The organism is Paenibacillus sp. FSL H8-0259 (assembly GCF_037963255.1).
GTDB lineage: Bacteria > Bacillota > Bacilli > Paenibacillales > Paenibacillaceae > Paenibacillus_AQ > Paenibacillus_AQ phytohabitans.
Window position 1 is genome coordinate 750,204 of sequence record NZ_CP150147.1, and the last position, 18,258, is coordinate 768,461.

An 18,258-nucleotide genomic window follows, 5' to 3' on the forward strand; every position below is an offset into this window, starting at 1 on the left:
AGCCATAGAAAAGGGAGACTTTTAAGTATGCACGTTCGTTCCTTTCAATTAAGCGACGTTACTCCAGTGACTGAATTGCTGCAGACCGCATTATCGGAAGAATGTTTCGAGAGCACGATCGAGCCCTTCTCCAGGCAGCTTTCATGGGATTCAGATCTCATTGTAGTTGCAGAGGATGAAGGAGAAATCATCGGCGCACTGATTGGTACGATTGAGAAGAACCACGGCTGTTATTTCCGCATTGCCGTCCATCCTGAATACCGCCGCAGAGGAGTCGGCAAGAGTCTCGTATCGGCGATGGAACACAGATTCCAGGCACGCAAGGTCAGCGGTATTTATGTAGCCGTTGATGAGCACAATTCCTTCGCACTGCCGCTGTATGAGGCCATGGGTTATGGTGAGGACCAGATCTTCAAATCTGTACGCAAGCTGAGCATTGTCGGGTAATTATTTTTTGAAACGGTGCTGTAAGCGGAAACAATTGGTAGAGTAGAGAACTAGTGCAGCCTGTACTTTTAGAATAAGGTCACACCTGCATAGTCTGTTTCATTATACTAAAGCATATCTTCCCAGTGTCCATTGCATTGCAAATGGGCGGAAGATATGCTTTTCTATTGTTATGGACTTATAAACCCAATCGAAGCAAGTAGGTGGCCTATGAACCAGGAGCTTGAAGAAGAATTCATGCGGAGCCGCAAACAACGATACAGATCCGTTACCCATAACAAATCCAAGCGCGAATCGAGAAGAATTTGGCTTAAGGATATGCGGGAGTGGATCATCACTGCGGGGATTGTATTCGCGATAATGTCACTGCTTAATATTTTTGTGTTCAATGTGTCTACTGTGATTGGCCAATCCATGCAGCCGACCCTCTATGAAGGGGAGAAGCTGATTATTAATAAGATTGCACTGAGCTTCGGGAATCCGGGCCGGGGCGATATTGTAGTTCTGCATGACCCCAGTACAGGGCCGGACCGTAAGGAGTACCTGGTTAAGCGGATTATTGGTATCCCCGGTGATATCGTGGAAGTTCAGGACCAGCAGCTATATGTTAATGGTAAAGTAGTGGATGAGCCTTATATTGATACGGCCATTCAAGATCCGGATTTCAGTCAGCTGACTGTGGAGGACGGCACCTACTTTGTAATGGGGGATAACCGCCATGCCGGGGCCAGCAAGGACAGCCGTTATTTCGGCGCCGTTGCACAGGAGAGCATCGTGGGGAAGGCATCCCTGATCTGGTGGCCTGTAGCTAAGATGAGAGTCCTGTAAGGGATTAGTATAGACATAATAATAAAGGAGAGGCGGAAATGAATTCTAACTTCCAGTCACCTTATGCTCCGCCGCCTTCCAAGTGGGAGGATCTCAAGGCTGCAATCAAGGCTGCTGCGCCGGCGCTCGGTATTGACGATATCGGGTTCACCACCGCAGAGCCGTTTTTATATTTAAAAAATATTCTTCAGGAACATAGGGACAACGGGTACGACTCGGGCTTCGAGGAGCCGGATCTGGACAAGCGGACGGTTCCGGCGCTGCAGTCGGGAGAGCAGCCGCTCTCTATTATTGCAATCGCTGTAGCCTATCCCTCCAAAATGGAGGACCCGCCCAAGTCCGAGCCCGGAGCACGCAGAGGCATACTGGCCAGGGCATCGTGGGGGCAGGACTATCATCATGTACTCCGTGAAGCGCTGGCGAAGCTGGAGAACTTCATCCGCGAGCGTGTTCCGGATGCCGTACTGGAGAGTATGGTGGATACGGGCGCTCTTGTTGACCGGGCGGTTGCAGAGCGGGCGGGCATCGGGTTCAGCGGCAAAAACTGCGCGATTATCTCCCCCAAATGGGGATCTTGGATCTATCTTGGGGAAATGGTGACGAATATACCGCTGCCTCCGGATCAGCCGGTGCAGGAAGGCTGCGGGGACTGTACGAAATGCATCGATGCCTGCCCTACCGGCGCACTGGTCGGTCCGGGACAACTCAACGCCCAGGCTTGCATTTCCTACCTGACACAGACCAAGGGGTTCCTCAGTGAGGACTATATGACCAAGATAGGGAACCGGCTGTACGGCTGCGATACCTGCCAGATTGTCTGTCCCCATAACCGCGGCAAGAACTGGAATCACCGCCCGCAGCTGCTTCCTGATCCGGAGATCGTGAAGCCGCTGCTGATGCCGATCCTGGATCTCAGCAACCGTGAGTTCAAGGAGAAATTCGGCAGCAGCTCGGCTGCATGGCGGGGCAAAAAGCCTATCCAGCGTAATGCGGTGATCGCGCTTGGCAATTTCAAGGAAGCTTCTGCCGTACCGAAGCTGACCGAGATTCTGCTGCAGGAGCCGCGGCCGGAGATGCGCGGGACTGCCGCCTGGGCCCTAAGCCGCATCGGCGGCAGTGAAGCCCTCACAGCCGTGGAGCAGGCACTGCAGAAGGAAGAGGACGTTACGGTGCGCGGAATGCTAAGCCGGGCACAGGACAAGCTGCTTGGGCAGAAGGAGGCGGAAGGAGAATGAATCACCGTCCAGAGAGCAGCGAAGGGGCGGAAGCTTCGCTCTATTATAAGGAGATCGATTCAATCATTGGCCCGTTGACGCTATGCGCGACAGCTTCCGGACTATGCATGATCAAGTTCGGCACCTATGATGCGAACTCGGACACTATTGCAGGCTGGGTGAAGACGCAGCTGGGTCCCGCTGCACAGATTTATGCGGATGCCGGGAGCTTGTCCGAGACGGAGCAGCAGCTTACAGCGTATTTCTCAGGGGAGCTGGAGAGCTTCAGTGTGCCGCTGGATATGCGCGGAACGGATTTTCAGCGCCAGGTATGGGAGGCTCTGCTCAGCGTGCCTTACGGGGAGTCCGCCTCTTATAAGGATATTGCGGTCATGATCGGCAATCCGCAGGCTGTACGTGCTGTTGGCGGGGCCAATAACCGCAACCCGGTTCCGGTCATTGTACCCTGCCACCGGATTATAGGTGCCGGAGGCGCACTTGTCGGTTATGCCGGAGGTCTGGGAATCAAAAGCCGCCTTCTGCAGCTGGAAGCGGAGCAGGCAGGGCCCGGCTTAAGCGGCAACTATCTCTTCTGAATCACGGGATTTGCCAATTGCTGTCCAGTTGTTGAAATGCTATGATAGATTCGCGTGCCTTAAATAGGGGCATTGCCAGACAATAGAGTACAAAGGTGGATTACAGATGAATATTGCATTGCCTATTATTACGCTTGTTGTAGGTCTGATCGGCGGATTCTTTATCGGTGTGTATTATCTGCGCAGACAAATGACAACGATGCAGAATGATCCTGAAATGCTGCAGAAGGTTGCTAAGCAAATGGGATATAACCTGAACGGAAAGCAGATGCAGCGTGCCCAGCAGATGATGAAGAACGGCAATCAGCCGGGGCGTGCTCCTGCGGCAGCCAAAGGACAGGCCCGCAAGAAGAAATAATCAGGATAAGGAAATAGATAAGAATCAGCTGCGGGTGCGGAAGGGGGAGATTTCATGGGGAGCATCAAGGAGTACATGAACGGGAAGGTTTCTGTAAACCGTGAGCAAATCGAATATCATGTTGAGAAAATATTAGAGCTGATTGGTGAAGATACCAGCCGCGAAGGCCTGCTGGAAACACCGGCTAGAGTCACGCGGATGTATGAAGAGATATTTGGCGGTTATTCGATTGATCCGCGCGAGGCGCTGGGCGTAACTTTCGACGAGTCTCATGAAGAGCTTGTCATTGTGAAGGATATTGTCTACTACAGCCAGTGCGAGCATCACATGGCTCCTTTCTTCGGCAAAGTGCATATTGGCTATGTCCCCAGCGGGCGGATTGCCGGACTGAGCAAGCTGGCCCGGCTCGTGGAAGCGGTCAGCCGCCGCCTGCAGGTGCAGGAGCGCATTACTGCCCAGATCGCCGACATCATGACCGAGGTGCTGAATCCGCACGGTGTCATGGTGGTTGTCGAAGGAGAGCATCTGTGCATGTGTGCCCGGGGTGTGAAGAAGCCCGGCAGCAAGACAGTAACCATGGCAACCCGGGGCACTTTCCGTGAGGATGCTGCTGCCCGGGCCGAGTTTCTTGCTCTGATCAAAGAATAGTACGCGGGACTAATATTCCCTGACTTGTGCAAGGCAAAGCCCGGCGGCCACTTTCGAGTGGCCGCCGGGCTTTTTTGGGGAAAGACCTCAAAAAGGCTGCCAGACCAGCTTGCGGGCGGCACTGTACCGCTCGGCTACGTAAGGCCAATTCACGACTTTCCACCAGTCCTGGATATAATCTGCGCGGTTATTCTGATGCTTGAGATAATAGGCATGCTCCCATACATCCAGCGCCAGCAGCGGGACAACATCCCACTGGGACAGATTCTGATGCTTCTCAGCAGTCAGAATCTCCAGCCTGCGGCTGCGCGGGCTCCAGACCAGGATGGCCCATCCGCCGCCCTCCACTTTATTGGCCGCTTCAGTGAACTGGGCCTTGAAGGCATCGTAGCTTCCGAAGCTCCGTATAATGGCATCCAGCAGTGCTCCGGATGGCCGGCCGCCGCCCTGCGGGGACATGACGTTCCAGAAGATCGTGTGCAGATAATGGCCCGCCCCGTTAAAGGCAAGCTCCCGTTCCCAGTGTTTAACGAGATCATAATCGTTGCTCTTCCGGGCTTCCGCCAATTTAATCTCTGCTTTATTGAGTCCGTCTACATAGCTCTGGTGGTGCTTGTCGTGATGAATAATCATCGTCTTCTCGTCAATGTAGGGCTCCAGCGCATTATAAGCATAAGGGAGCGGGGGCAGTGTGTGCCCGCCGATCGGGACCGGCCCCAATTCACGGGCTTCCCACAGAGGAGCCGTCCAAGCCGCCGTTTCCTGGGGAGAGTCTTCACTTAGGGACACCGCAGGCACAGCAGCCGGTTCATCCTGCTCTATTGGGTTCTGCCGCATCATGCCGGCACCGGCTCCATATTCCGGGGCGCTGAGAGCCGTAAGCACGGCAAGGAAATACTCCGATTCGCAGATAAAATGCTTCACTACGACCCCGGCCAGAGGGGAGGCGCTCATGGCCTGGCTAGCCTCCCCCATAGCCTTCAGCTGGCGGATGAATTCACTGGATTGGCTGCAGGCTGTATGAAGCAGCAGCTCTGTTTCGGCGGCAAGGCTTCCCGGACCGCCGAAGGCCGGAGCCTGTTGGCTTCCGAGCAGTTGACACGCCGCCTGCTCCGTAGCCAGGAAGACAACCGTCCATTCCTGGAGCAGCTTGACATAAGGCTCCTCGAGGTTTGGAGTAAGCTGGATAAGAACCCCAGCGTGTTCCTTCTCCTGTTTTTTCCAGAAGGCAATTTCCCCTAGAATGTGCACTGGCAGCGGCGCACCGGATACATATTGCATAGCATGCAGTCCTCCCGTCCTGAATTTTCAACGCTTCATTATATGACCGGGAGAGTCCGCTTATGTAACGGTATTCGTTGTGGCCTAAGGCACTATGGTTAGCAAACCCCAAAAAAGCATGCGCAGAATGTATAAGGAAATACATCTGCGCATGCTTAGTTAATCCAATATAGGTATAGGAACGCTGCTGTATCTGCTTGTGGTTACTTGCTGGCCTGACTTCCGTTGTCCCCGCTGATGCGGGCCAGCTGGACATTGCCGAGAAATGCTGAGACACGGCGCAGATACTCACGCGGATGCTCGCGGAACAGCAGCTCATGATGACTGTCCTCCACAATCCATGAGTCGGAGTACGGGTTGGTCTGGTTCGCGGCCAGTTCTTCGGCAATCGGATAAGGTGCCTTCTCGTCCATAGTACCGTGCATGAAGAGTACCGGGAACGGATAGTCCTCGGATTTCACCTTGGAATAGGGAATCTGATTCAGCCCTGTACCGTTCAGTACCGGGAACAACAGCTCCATAATCTCCAGTGAAGGCTGGCGGGGAAGATTTATATTCTGCTTGATATTGTGATAGAGTGTATCCGGCTCCAGCAGGAAGGTGCTGTCCAGTATCATCGCATCCACGTCTTTGGTTACGAGACCCGCCTGCAGCGCGGTACCAGCACCCATGGAGAAGCCCCAGACTACGATTTCGTTTGCACCCTTGTCCTTGGCATATTCGATCGCCCCAAGAAGCTGCTGGGATTCTTTTTTGCCGCCGGTAGCGATATCTTTATTGACCTTGGAGGCGAAGCCGTAATCAAACATGACCACATTAAATTTCAGGCTGTGCGCATAATGGGCCAGGTCGTACATAGGAACCCAGCTTTCCTCTCGGTTAGCACCGTAGCCATGGCTGAAGACAATGGTCTTCTTGGCTCCCTCTGAAGGAATATACCAACCCTGCATAATACGGCTGCCGTCCTTTGCCGGAAAGGTGATCTCCTCATACGCCAGCCCTTTGGCAAGATAAGGGTTAGAGTAGAGGGGCGCTACAGTAGGATTCGAGAGCACCCAGGCTATATAGCCGTGCAGGGCGATGAAGCAGAATAAAAAGAAGAAGAACACAGATAACAGCAGAGCTACTACAATATGCTTAACGCGTATCATCCGCAGTGAAATAATAGGTATGGAATTAGGCTTATCCTCGTTAGGCATACGGGAGACCGGCGAGCCGGGGTGACTTGTTGCCAGATCCATAAGGTCCCCTCCTAAAAGTTTTGTGGAACATCCGCTTCCTGTGAGACTACTTCGCAGCAAAACTGCTTCGGAAGCATGAACTTAAGTTTGATTAGCAGAAATACTTCATATATTTAATCGTATGGTTATGCCCTTACAAAGTCAATGAATTCAGCGGTTTTGTAATGTAACTGTAAACTGCGGCCCAGTCTTTACCGTACAGTGAATATGCTGGACTTTTTTCGGACCTTTGCACTAAGATAGAATGTATCTGAAGAATAATGTAACCGGGTTTCAAGAGGTGAAACACATGAGGGGGAGAACAGGGTGGAAGACCGGAAACTGACTGTACGCGCCGTGGAACGTGCGCTGGATATATTGCTCTGCTTCACTCAGGATAATGATTATGACCTCAGTCTGACGGAGATTTCCGCCAAGATTGGCCTGCATAAAAGTACGGTGCACCGCCTGCTGACTACGCTTGAGGAGAAGGGCTTCCTGCAGCGCGATGAGGGCACGGAGAAATACCGGCTCGGGATTCGCATCTGGGAGCTGTCTACGCATTTGCCGACCCTGAATGAACCGGCGGTACTGCTGCTGCCGGCGATGGAACGGCTGCGTGACCGTCTGGGAGAGACGGTCAGCCTCTATTTGCGCGACAATCTGGAGCGCGTGCGCATCCAGGCCGTGCAGAGCCGGCAGGCAATCCGCCGGGTGGCACAGATCGGTGCAAGGCTGCCTCTCTCTGTAGGCGCATCGAGCAAGGTGCTGGCCGCTTACGCGCCGCCGGAAGTGCAGGTCCGGCTGCTGGCCGATCCGGCATGGCCGGAAGCTGTAGACCGGAGCCAGTATCTGGAGCAGCTCAAGGAAATCACCCGCTGCGGGTATGCTACCAGCTTCGAGGAACGCGAACCGGGTGCGGCTGCAGTGGCGGTGCCTATCACCGGGCGTGCCGGGGGAGTGGTTGCAGCGCTCTCTCTTTCAGGTCCGGTCAGCCGGCTTTCGCGGGAGACGCTGGAGGACTATGCAGTGATTCTGGGTGAAGCTGCGGCTGAAATGGGGCTGATGATGGGCTGAAACGGCGGCGCCCGTTATATGCCGTGATTAAGGGGTAATTTTAGTAAATAGAGGCTAACCAGGCCTGTCAGTTCCATTGTATATCTAGTTAAAATGAACTATTATTAAAAAATATTAGTTACAATTATTAAAAGATATGAAATGTAATCCAGAGCATGAGGTGATGGGATGAAAGCTGTAATACCCGATTCACTGATGGGAGAAATTCAAGAGCTCCAGGATACGTTCGGTTCTGTCACGAGTCAGGCTATTGTGCTTACGGATCAGGCAGGGAATGTAATAACCCGTCCAACGCTTTACGGAATATTCTATCAGAAAATGTTCAGTTCTTTGCAGGAGACGCAGCGCCCTTTCGAGCCGGCTTTGCTCAGACTGGGCCCCTTATCGCATCCTGCTGTATTGGAAGAATGGGTTCCAGGGCTAAAGTATGTGGTCAGTCCGCTGGTTCCCGAGTATGGACAGACTTATTATTTGTGGTCGGGCCTATACATGGAAGAAGGGACCCGGGAGCTTGTACTGCAGGCGTTTGAGGCCAAAATGAGGATTCACCCCCACTATGATGAGTTACGGACTGAACTGCTTGCCATGCCTGAGCTTAGCCGGGAGCGTATCGGCATAATCAGGGGCAAACTGGCCGTTCTTGGAAACATACTGTCTAAATTACTGGCGGGCGGTGTACTCAAACCCCTGGCGCAGAGAAGCGGCATGGTGGTTTCACAGCTGCTCTCCAATCTGGAAACAGACTTTCTGAAGATTGAGGATGTTTTGCAGCAAATGGCAGGAAGGTTCTCGGATGCCGATTTATATGCTTTTGCCAAAGAGGAAGAGGCAGGCAGGTATAAGGTGAAATATTCCGCCGGCAAAGAAGCGAATCTGTTGATGAATGCCGAGTTCCAGCAGGGGGACGGATTTCTGGGACAAGCTGTTCTCGGCAGGGAGCCCCGGCACTGGCAGGGCGTTGCCAAAGATCCGAGGTCGTTATTCTTCACCCAGCGCGGAATTACGCAGCCGGAGTATTTGTCATGTTATCCGGTTCAGATTCACAGCGGCAAAAAAGCGCTGCTGTTGGCTGTGGGCTTTGGTGAAATCCGCCAGTTACAGGACCATGCCCAGCAGGACCAGATGGTTGCTTCTCTGCTTGGGCTATCCTCACGGGGGGAGAAGCTGCGGCAGCGCGAAACCCTGCGTAATGATGCTACACTGAGGCTTAAAGAGGCCGCGTGCCTGCTGCCGCAGACTACATCATCGCAGGAGCTGGGCATTCAACTGCTCGATATCATTATGGGGATGCCGTTCTATCCTTCATCTGTACTCGTCTACTTTGAGGAGGCAGCGGGAGGCAGCCATCATGCGAAGGGCTGGAGCCCGGAGGCGGCTGCCCAGTATGTCCAGGAGATTGAGGAACGGTATTCGCCGCAAGCCTTTCTCTCCTCTGCTATTATCAACGAGGATGCCGAGGGGCAGGTGCTGCTGGAATGTCCGCTGATTGCCGAGAAGGTATTCAAAGGAATTCTGGCGGTAGGCTTCAGACGCCGCAGTGAAGCAGAGGAATGGCTGACATTCGCCAGCTGCCTGGCCAGTCTGGCCAGCACGGCAATCCGGCTCATCGAGAAGGATAGCAGGCTTGTGAAGCAGGCGGGGGTATTCCTCCAGCATACCCGGGATTATCTGAGGAGCACTAATCCTGAGCTGCAGCGCTTGTCGCTGGAAGCCTCTTCAATGGCGCATGAGCTTGCCCGCTACACCGGTCTGCCGGAGCGGGAAGCGGAACGGATGAGAAACGCCTGTCTGCTGGCTCCGTTCAAACTTGATTTTCTGCAGGGATACGGCTTCTATCAGGAAGAGATAGCTCTGCTGAAGCAGGTGGATCAATTGGCTTCCTTCTATTTCGAGATGGATAAGCCGTCGGTTTCCCTGCCCGCACAGCTGCTGGCACTTGTGCTTCATCATACCGGCAAACATGCGGATAGGGATCAGCTTGCGGAACCGGAGCTGGAATGGCTGGACCCCTCCCGCTACAGTACGGATGATTATATTACCGGGGGGATTGACAGTGAGCCGCAATCAGCCCTTCAATCGTTTCTGCGCAGCCGCTCGGATGCGCAGCCAATGAGGAGAACGGTTTCGGCGGTCAAGCTGCTGAACAGCGCTGCACTGAAGACACCTAAGGAAGAATGGGGAATCTCGCCGCGTGAAGAGGAAGTGCTTGAATTGATCATTCTGGGCAAGACGAATAAGGAAATTGCCAGTGCCTTATTTATCAGCGAGCATACCGTTAAGAATCATCTAAGCCGTATTTTCACCAAAATGAATGTAACGGACCGTTCACAGATCATTGCTCTGGTCTATAAAAGAATACTCGACTCTGAGCGCATCGAGATCTGATTACGCCGGGTTTAACTGCTTTGCTCCATATGGATATCCATCCCCTTTCGGCTGAAAGGGGATTTTTTGCGGTTATATGCAGCAGGAGGGCAGGTGCACAATTTTAAAATTTAACAAAATGAAGTTGTCAGAGAGAAAGAGCTGTGTTATATTTTAATTGATAATGATTATCAATATCACATACATAGGGGGATTATTTTGCGACATTCTAATAAAAGTCTGGTGCTTATCGTTTTCACCTTGGCTCTGGCTCTGCTGCTGGCAGCTTGCGGCCAGTCCGCTAATAATTCTGCAAACAATTCCGCTGCAGCAGCTGATGGCTCCGCAGCTTCTTCTGCGGCCTCTTCTACGGCGGCTCCTGCTGCAACAGCTGGCAGTACGGATTCAACCACTGATGTAGAAATGGTCACTTTCCAAGACAGTGTAGGAGAAGTTCAAGTACCCAAGAATCCGCAGCGAATCGTTGATACCACTGCGTTCTACACGGGTTATTTCCTGGCATTAGGCGTTAAGCCGGTAGGCGCCATGGAGGGGGCAATGGGCAATCCATATCTTGCCGGAATGCTCGATGGCGTGGAGTCGCTCAGCAATGATGTAACACCGGAGAACATCCTTGCCTTAGATCCTGATCTGATTATTGTATACACCGGCACGGAAGGCATCGACAAGCTGAAGGAGATCGCTCCGGTGGTGCAGATTCAATACGGCTCCAAGAACTATAAGGACCAGATGATGGACTTCGGTAAGCTAACGAACAAGAATGATGAAGCCAAAGCCTGGGTAGATCAGTGGGAAGCGAAGATTGCTGAACTGAAGCCGCAGGTACAGGCTGCCGTGGGTGACAGAACTGTATCGATCCTGAATCCATACGCCAAGGGATTGTTTGTATTTGGTCATAACTATGGACGCGGCGGCGAAATTCTGTATGGGGAATTCGGCTTGAAGGCTCCGGCAGAGGCCCAGAAAGAGGCAATTGACAGCGGTACGGGCTGGGCCTCCATCTCTCTGGAGAAGCTCCCGGACTTTGCCGGTGATATTATCTTCACTTGTCCATGGTCAGGGGATACTACAGATCCTAAGATTGTATATGACAATCCGCTTTGGTCAGGCCTGCCTGCGGTCAAAGCAGGCAACGTATTCCAGCTTAACCCGGATGCAGACACGTATAATGATCCGGTGTCCCTGGAGGCACAGCTGGATTTCATCACAACAAGCCTGCTGTCCGTGAAATAATCCATTATTGAAATAATGAAGCTATCTGCAAATCTGCATATAAAAAGCTGCGCCGGTGTCAGATCAATATCTGATACCAGCGCAGCTTTTGTGATATTTAAGCCTGTGTATACAATTATTCTACCGGCAGAGCCGTTTCCGAAGCTGTGGCATCAGCCAGCATCTGGCGGAGCACCGTCTGCAGGATACCGCCGTTACGGTAGTAGTCGATGTCAACGGTGCTGTCGAGCCGGGCAATGACCGGGAAGTCGAACTGGGTTCCGTCTTCGCGTGTGGCGGTGACGGTCAGCTCCTGACCGGGTAGTACATAGTTGTCGAGACCGGTAATGTCGAAGGTCTCACGTCCGGTCAGGCCCATACTGCTCCAGCCATGGCCTTCCTGGAACTGCAGCGGCAGTACGCCCATGCCGACGAGATTGCTGCGGTGAATCCGCTCGAAGCTCTCGGCGATGACGGCTTTGACTCCCAGCAGCAGCGTGCCCTTGGCGGCCCAGTCACGCGAGCTGCCGGTTCCGTATTCCTTGCCGGCAATGACGATCAGGTTCTGACCGGCCGACTGATACAGCATGGATGCGTCATAGATCGACATCACCTCGTCGCTCGGCAGGAAGGTGGTTACCCCGCCTTCTGTTCCCGGAGCAACGGCGTTGCGGATCCGGATGTTGGCGAAGGTACCGCGCATCATCACTTCATGGTTCCCGCGGCGCGAGCCGTAGGAGTTGAAGTCGGCACGTTCTACGCCATGATTACGCAGATATTCTCCGGCCGGACCGGAGGTGGAGATATTACCGGCTGGTGAGATATGGTCCGTGGTGACGGAATCGGCCAGCAGCGCCAGAACACGCGAGCTGCGGATATCCTTGATGTCGCCTACACCGTCTGCCAGATGCTCGAAGAATGGCGGATTCTGAATGTAAGTGGAATTATCATCCCATTCATACAATTCGCCTTCCGGTACCGGAATGGAATTCCAGCGCTCATTAGCCGTGAAGACATTCTCATATTTGCTGCGGAACATTTCCGGACTTAGCGAGAGTCCTATAGCTTCGCGAATCTCGGCAGTAGTAGGCCAGATATCGGCCAGGAAGACAGGCTCGCCCTGCGGATCGTAACCCAGCGGCTCGGTCTTCAGGTCAATATTAACGGTACCAGCGAGCGCATAGGCTACCACAAGCGGCGGTGAAGCCAGATAGTTGGCTTTGACTTGGGCATGTACGCGGCCCTCGAAATTACGGTTGCCGGATATAACAGCGGCAACGGTCATATCATGTTCTGTAATGGCCTGGCTGACTTCATCCGGCAGCGGGCCGGAGTTACCGATACAGGTGGCGCAGCCGTATCCGGCCAGATAGAAGCCCAGCGCTTCCAGCGGCTTCAGGAGATCGGCCTTTTGCAGATATTCCGTAACGACCAGCGATCCGGGCGTCAGGCTGCTTTTGACATAACCGGGTTTGGTCAGTCCGCGTTCCACAGCCTTCTTGGCGAGCAGTCCCGCTCCCAGCATAACGCTTGGGTTGGAGGTATTCGTACAGCTGGTAATGGCCGCAATTACAACAGCTCCTGTGCTGAGCTTGCTGGTGCTGCCGTTCTTGTGCTGCACTTCCACGACTTCGGCAATCTTCTCATCACTGAGGCCATAGCCGCCCTTATCGATTGGTGTACGGATGATGCCTTCAAAGTTCTCCTTCATATGGGTCAGCTCGACCCGGTCCTGCGGACGTTTCGGTCCGGCCAGGCTGGGCACTACAGAGGCAAGATCCAGCTCGATGATATCGCTGAACTGAGGGTCCGGCGTACTTGCGGTGCGGAACATCCCCTGCGCTTTATAGTAATCGCCTACCAGCTCAACCAGCTCATCCGGGCGTCCGGTGCTGCGCAGATAGGCCAGCGTCTCGTCGTCTACCGGGAAGAAGCCGATCGTAGCCCCATATTCAGGTGCCATATTGGCTACGGTCGCGCGGTCCGCCAGACTGATATTAGCCAGACCAGGACCGTAGAATTCGACAAATTTGCCGACTACGCCTTTCTTGCGCAGCATTTGGGTAACGGTCAGGGCCAGGTCGGTAGCAGTGGCGCCTTCCATCAGACTGCCGGTCAGCTTGAAGCCCACGACATCCGGTGTCACAAAATAAAGCGGCTGTCCGAGCATGCCTGCTTCCGCTTCAATCCCGCCTACACCCCAGCCGACCACGCCAAGGCCGTTAATCATTGTGGTGTGGGAGTCGGTTCCGACCAGGGAATCTGGGTATACGACCGTTTCGCCGTCAATAGTCTTGGTAGTGGCTACAGAAGCCAGATACTCCAGGTTAACCTGATGCACAATCCCTGTTGCCGGGGGAACTGCGCGGAAGTTGTTAAAGGCAGTCTGCGCCCAGCGCAGGAAGCGGTAACGTTCCTCGTTGCGCTCGAATTCAACGTTCATATTATATTCCAGTGCGTCGGCAGTTCCGAAGGCATCGACCATAACCGAGTGGTCAATAACCAGGTCAACCGGCACAAGCGGATTAATCTTCTTAGGGTCGCCGCCGGCTTTCTTGACGGTGTCGCGCATTGCGGCAAGATCAACGACTACCGGTACGCCGGTGAAGTCCTGCAATACAATCCGGGCCGGAATGAAAGGGATTTCTTTATTACGGTCAATGCCGCCGGACCAGCCGGCCAGCTGCTTCACATGCTCTTCTGTAATTGCCCGTCCGTCATACTGGCGGACAGCAGCTTCAAGTAATACCTTAATGGAGAATGGCAGGGATGAAATGTCGCCCGCGCCTTGTTCTTCCAGCGAGTTCAAATGATAGTAGCGATAAGTTTTGCCGCCTGATTCCAGGTTCTTAGCCAGTGAGAAATGGTCCTTGCTTGGCATATATGCGCCTCCTCGTTTCATCTGGTGAAACTACATTTCATATTTCCTATACTTTAAGTATAACGGTTGCAAAGAGGGGAGTAAAGTTTTTTTTCCTTCTTCATGGAAGGTTTGTAAGAGGTTGAAACTGCGCTAAATGGAGCGAAAATGCCGTTTATCCAGAAATTTATATGCTTCATGCTGCAAAGCCGTTTCCGCCTATTTCCAGCCATGCCTGGAGCGGATGGTTTCCCGGATTCAAATGTAGTTAAATCGTTCCTGTCCTGTATAGCGGCAGGCAATCCTTCATATACATAGGACTACATAGGACAGCAGCCAAAACGGGAAGGGGAACGGCTATGCCGCCCTTCAAAAGGACGGCACAGTTTCAGCGGGAAATAGAAGGATTATTTATAGTGCCAGAGCCTATAAATTCTTATATTTGAACGAAAGGGCGGAGAATGAATGGAGCAGCAGTGGAAGAAAAGTCTCTATGTCTATGTGGATCAGCTGAACAAGGGGCGGGTTGCACCTGGAATTGAACCGCGCCAAACCACAATCAAGGATCCGCGGTTCCTGGACGAACAGCGTACACGCTTCCGCCGTATTGCGCAGTGGTACAGCCAGCGGGGGATCACTCCGCTGCGCGGGGAAACAGGCGTCAGGACACTGCGTACCGTGCGGCAGAATCCCGCCGAGGTGGTCGCCGATGTGGCGCTGCACAGCGCATTCTATTATGAGAAGGGCGGAATGACTCACCGCGAGGATGTGATTGAGTCCGAGCGGCTGACCTTTGTGCGGAAAGGTGGAGACTGGGAGATAATCAACGTGGAGCGCAGTGTTCCCGAGCGGAATGCTGTGCGCAAAGTGGTGGAGACTGAGCCTGCCTTGCGGCTGTCGCAGTGGGGGGAGGTGCTGCCTTCACCGCGGCCATCCCAGCCGCTGCTGAACCGCAGGGTCCTGCGCGGAGTGAGCGGCGCAAGAGAGGTCCGCTACCGCCGCGAAGAGGCGGCGGCGTATGCCGACCGCTGGTGGAAGGACGGCAATCCGGAGTTCGAGATTTTCGAGGTGGACTGCACCAATTATGTCTCCCAATGTCTCTTTGCAGGGGGAGCACCTATCAACTATACTGGTAAAAGAGAAACGGGCTGGTGGTACAAGGGCTACAACGGGGCACAGGAATGGTGGAGCTTCAGCTGGGCGGTTTCAGACAGCCTGCAGCGTTATTTGAGCGGCAGCCGCAGCAGCGGTCTGCGCGCTGAAGTTGTCGAGCGGCCGGAGCAGCTGATGTTAGGCGATGTGATCCAATACGACTGGGACGGCAACGGACATTACCAGCACAGCACGATTGTTACCGCCTTTGATGCGGGAGGCATGCCGCTGGTGAACGCCCGGACGGTGAGCAGCCGCCACCGCTTCTGGGATTACAAGGATTCCTACGCCTGGACGGACCGCACGGCCTACCGTTTTTTTCATATTAATGACTACTTATAATTCAGAAAGAGGTTAGGGCATGGGGAACGCTAAATTGACCGTAGGACTAGTGTACGGCGGCAAATCCGGAGAGCATGAGGTATCGCTCCAGACGGCTTATGCGGTTATGAACGCTTTTGACTACGATAAATATGAAATTATTCCATTCTACATTTCCAAACAGGGAGTGTGGAAGGTAGGGGCAGCCCTGGAGGCTCCATTCAGCGGAATTGAAGAGCTTAAGCTGTCCGGAGCTTCCGGTGATATGGGGATGGCCCTGAATGCGTTATTCAGCGGTCTCAGCGGCGGAGATTCCATTGTGGATGTGATGTTCCCGCTGCTGCATGGTACGAACGGGGAAGACGGTACCATCCAGGGGCTGTTCGAAATGGCGAATATTCCGTACATTGGCGCAGGTGTGCTGGCTTCATCGGCAGGTATGGATAAGGTTGTCATGAAGAAGCTGTTCGGCGAGGCAGGGCTCGAGCAATGTGAATATTGTTATTTCAATGCTGCTAACTGGAAAAGCAAAAGCCATGAGCTGATCGTTGGTGTAGAGGATAAGCTGGGGTATCCGGTATTCGTGAAACCGGCCAACCTTGGCTCCAGCGTAGGCATCTCCAAAGCAGCCGACAAAGAAAGTCTGATCAAGGCTGTTGATTACGCCTTCCGTTATGATACCAAGGTCATCATCGAGGAATTCATCGATGCCCGTGAGGTAGAAGTTGCCGTACTTGGCAATGAAGAGCCAGAAGCCTCAGTTCCGGGTGAAATCGTCTCTTCCGGCGAATATTATGATTATGCGGCCAAATACACGGACGGCAAATCGCAGATGCTGATCCCGGCACCTGTCGATCCCGAGGTGGCAGACCGCCTGCGCGAATCGGCACTGCTGGCTTTCAAGGCCATTGAGGGCAGCGGCATTACCCGGGCTGATTTCTTCCTGCGGAAGTCTGACGGCAAAATTCTCATTAATGAAGTGAATACAATGCCCGGCTTCACCCCGTTCAGCATGTATCCTCTGCTGTGGCGCGAGACCGGCGTATCCTACCAGGTGCTGCTGGACCGGATGATCGGGCTGGCGCTGGAGCGGTACCAGTTCAGACAAGGGCTTAAGTACGATAACGAATAACATATGGTGATCGGCGGGAGCATTCCGGCCGGGAAGGAGAGAGAAGCATGGGGTTTCAATCAGAATTCAATTCAGTGTGCAAATTCAAGAATGAACAGGAGCTATATGAGCTGCTGGAGTACGGACGAACCAAAATGGTGAAGCAGGGCTTCCGTGTATACCCGACCGGCCAGAAGGTCATCGCCTACAATCCGGAGAATGTTGCTGTAGCGATCGTCAAAATTTCTGCTTCCATTGCTGAAATCAACTTCCAGGGCAATGAGGTTACAGCTGTGGAGATGGATCTGGTACGCAAGCTGAATGAGGAAGAGTCGCGGGTACAGACGGCCCTTGCCTACGAAATGTTCTTCGGAGAAGAAGGATGATTGTCCGCTTCGGCTATGTCGCCATGTCTACTGTCATCCCGGACTGCTCACCCTCTAAGACAATGACTATGGCAAGCTTTAACAAGCTGGGCGACCGGGAAGCCGGATTGCGTAAGCTGGAATCAATCGCACGGATCAATCTGCATAATACACTCCGCCTGCTGAAGCATAATGCAGGCTCGGATATTATGGTCTACCGCCTGACCTCCAAGCTGATTCCGCTGGCGACCCATCCTGATCTGGCGGATTGGCATCCGCTGTCCGCACTGGCGGAGGAGTTCGCTGAGGTGGGCACTTATGTGAAGAAGCACGGCATGCGGGTCAGCTTTCATCCGGACCATTTCACGGTTCTGAGCACTCCGCGTCCCGAGGTGCTCGCAAGCTCGATCCGCGACCTGCAGCATCATGCCGATATGCTTGAGGCCATGGGGCTGCCGGCAACCGCCAAGAGCAATATCCACATTGGCGGTGCTTATGGGGACAAGCCTCTGTCTGCGGCGCGTTTCTGTGAGCAATGCTCCGCGCTTCCGCTTGCACTCCGGGAACGGATGACGCTGGAGAATGACGACAAGACGTTCAATGCGGTGGAGACACTGGAGGTTAGCCGGAGCCTCGGACTGCCGATGGTGCTGGATATCCATCATCAATGGGTCAACAACGAAGGCGAGCTTCCCTGGGAGCTGTGGCCGGAGATCCAGAAGACATGGACAAGCAGTCTGGCCCGGAAGGATGTCCTGCCCGGGGAAGTACTGCCACCGAAGATTCATGTCTCCAGCCCGCGCAGCCCGTCCGATCCGCGGAGCCATGCCGACGGTGTGGAGCCGGCTCCGCTGTTTGCTTTTCTGAAGCGGATCGCCGCAGATACCCCGGCAGTGGATGTCATGATCGAAGCGAAGCTCAAGGACGGAGCCTTGTTTGGCCTGATGGAGGCCATGAAGGAGCTTGCACAGGGCGGGAACGGAATTACGGTACTAAACGGAGCCAGCGTGAATATACAAGCATAACAGGCAACAAACAAGGGGATTAGGCCTTATTACGGTGCCAGTATTAACTTGATAAGTGGGCGGAAATAGGGTACGTTGAATGAAAGTTGAGCAGCAATTTGACGTCCTGCGCGTAACAGCGTTCCATGGGAGAACGATCATGCTCAAAGAAAGCGGAG

14 protein-coding genes and 1 pseudogene are annotated in these 18,258 nt (G+C 53.7%); 12 read left to right on the plus strand and 3 right to left on the minus strand.

What is annotated here, in order from left to right:
* The first annotated feature begins 27 nt into the window (after positions 1–27).
* The 5 genes and pseudogenes from NSU01_RS03265 to folE all read left to right on the plus strand — a co-directional run bounded on the left by NSU01_RS03265 (position 28) and on the right by folE (position 4,091).
* Positions 28–447 (plus strand): GNAT family N-acetyltransferase, encoded by a 420-nt coding sequence (locus tag NSU01_RS03265; protein ID WP_039308670.1) that lies wholly within the window; start codon positions 28–30, stop codon positions 445–447.
* Positions 448–657: 210 nt separating this feature from the next.
* Positions 658–1,275: a signal peptidase I gene (gene lepB / locus NSU01_RS03270; protein WP_083705644.1), complete on the plus strand. Its 618-nt coding sequence runs from the start codon at positions 658–660 to the stop codon at positions 1,273–1,275.
* A gap of 38 nt (positions 1,276–1,313) precedes the next feature.
* Positions 1,314–3,085 (plus strand): annotated as a pseudogene (queG, locus tag NSU01_RS03275) (tRNA epoxyqueuosine(34) reductase QueG).
* A gap of 106 nt (positions 3,086–3,191) precedes the next feature.
* Positions 3,192–3,443 (plus strand): YneF family protein, encoded by a 252-nt coding sequence (locus tag NSU01_RS03280; protein WP_042133331.1) that lies wholly within the window; start codon positions 3,192–3,194, stop codon positions 3,441–3,443.
* A gap of 54 nt (positions 3,444–3,497) precedes the next feature.
* Positions 3,498–4,091, plus strand: coding sequence for a GTP cyclohydrolase I FolE (gene folE / locus NSU01_RS03285; RefSeq protein ID WP_039308661.1), 594 nt, complete (start codon positions 3,498–3,500; stop codon positions 4,089–4,091).
* 87 nt (positions 4,092–4,178) lie between these two features.
* Here folE and NSU01_RS03290 read toward each other — a convergent pair whose 3' ends face one another.
* Both NSU01_RS03290 and NSU01_RS03295 read right to left on the minus strand, forming a co-directional pair.
* Complete coding sequence (locus tag NSU01_RS03290) at positions 4,179–5,372, minus strand: Fe-Mn family superoxide dismutase (RefSeq protein WP_076246261.1); 1,194 nt, start codon at positions 5,370–5,372, stop codon at positions 4,179–4,181.
* Positions 5,373–5,575: 203 nt separating this feature from the next.
* Entirely contained in the window at positions 5,576–6,571 is a 996-nt protein-coding gene (locus NSU01_RS03295; RefSeq protein WP_076246342.1) for an alpha/beta hydrolase, read from the minus strand.
* Between the two features lie 348 nt (positions 6,572–6,919).
* Here NSU01_RS03295 and NSU01_RS03300 point away from each other — a divergent pair, with 348 nt between their 5' ends.
* From NSU01_RS03300 to NSU01_RS03310, 3 genes are all read left to right on the plus strand, one after another.
* Positions 6,920–7,669, plus strand: coding sequence for an IclR family transcriptional regulator (locus NSU01_RS03300; RefSeq protein WP_042133334.1), 750 nt, complete (start codon positions 6,920–6,922; stop codon positions 7,667–7,669).
* 168 nt (positions 7,670–7,837) lie between these two features.
* Entirely contained in the window at positions 7,838–10,054 is a 2,217-nt protein-coding gene (locus tag NSU01_RS03305; RefSeq protein ID WP_076246263.1) for a LuxR family transcriptional regulator, read from the plus strand.
* 198 nt (positions 10,055–10,252) lie between these two features.
* Complete coding sequence (locus NSU01_RS03310; RefSeq protein ID WP_076246265.1) at positions 10,253–11,287, plus strand: ABC transporter substrate-binding protein; 1,035 nt, start codon at positions 10,253–10,255, stop codon at positions 11,285–11,287.
* Positions 11,288–11,402: 115 nt separating this feature from the next.
* On the opposite strand, the gene acnA is transcribed toward NSU01_RS03310, so the two are convergent.
* The gene (gene acnA / locus NSU01_RS03315; protein WP_042133336.1) at positions 11,403–14,147 is read right to left on the minus strand and encodes an aconitate hydratase AcnA; all 2,745 of its coding nucleotides are present in this window, start codon (positions 14,145–14,147) and stop codon (positions 11,403–11,405) included.
* A 444-nt stretch (positions 14,148–14,591) separates the two neighbouring features.
* Here acnA and NSU01_RS03320 point away from each other — a divergent pair, with 444 nt between their 5' ends.
* Genes NSU01_RS03320 through uvsE form a run of 4 tightly spaced genes read left to right on the plus strand, consistent with a single transcriptional unit; the run spans position 14,592 to position 18,100 of the window.
* Positions 14,592–15,620, plus strand: a complete 1,029-nt coding sequence (locus tag NSU01_RS03320) for an amidase domain-containing protein (protein ID WP_039308652.1) — start codon at positions 14,592–14,594, stop codon at positions 15,618–15,620.
* 19 nt (positions 15,621–15,639) lie between these two features.
* Entirely contained in the window at positions 15,640–16,731 is a 1,092-nt protein-coding gene (locus NSU01_RS03325) for a D-alanine--D-alanine ligase (protein ID WP_042133340.1), read from the plus strand.
* A gap of 47 nt (positions 16,732–16,778) precedes the next feature.
* Complete coding sequence (locus NSU01_RS03330; RefSeq protein ID WP_039308646.1) at positions 16,779–17,096, plus strand: hypothetical protein; 318 nt, start codon at positions 16,779–16,781, stop codon at positions 17,094–17,096.
* Positions 17,093–18,100 carry a UV DNA damage repair endonuclease UvsE gene (gene uvsE / locus NSU01_RS03335; RefSeq protein WP_076246268.1) on the plus strand — a complete coding sequence of 336 codons (1,008 nt, stop codon included), beginning with the start codon at positions 17,093–17,095 and terminating at the stop codon, positions 18,098–18,100. The genes NSU01_RS03330 and uvsE overlap by 4 nt, the downstream gene beginning before the upstream one ends.
* Positions 18,101–18,258 lie beyond the last annotated feature (158 nt).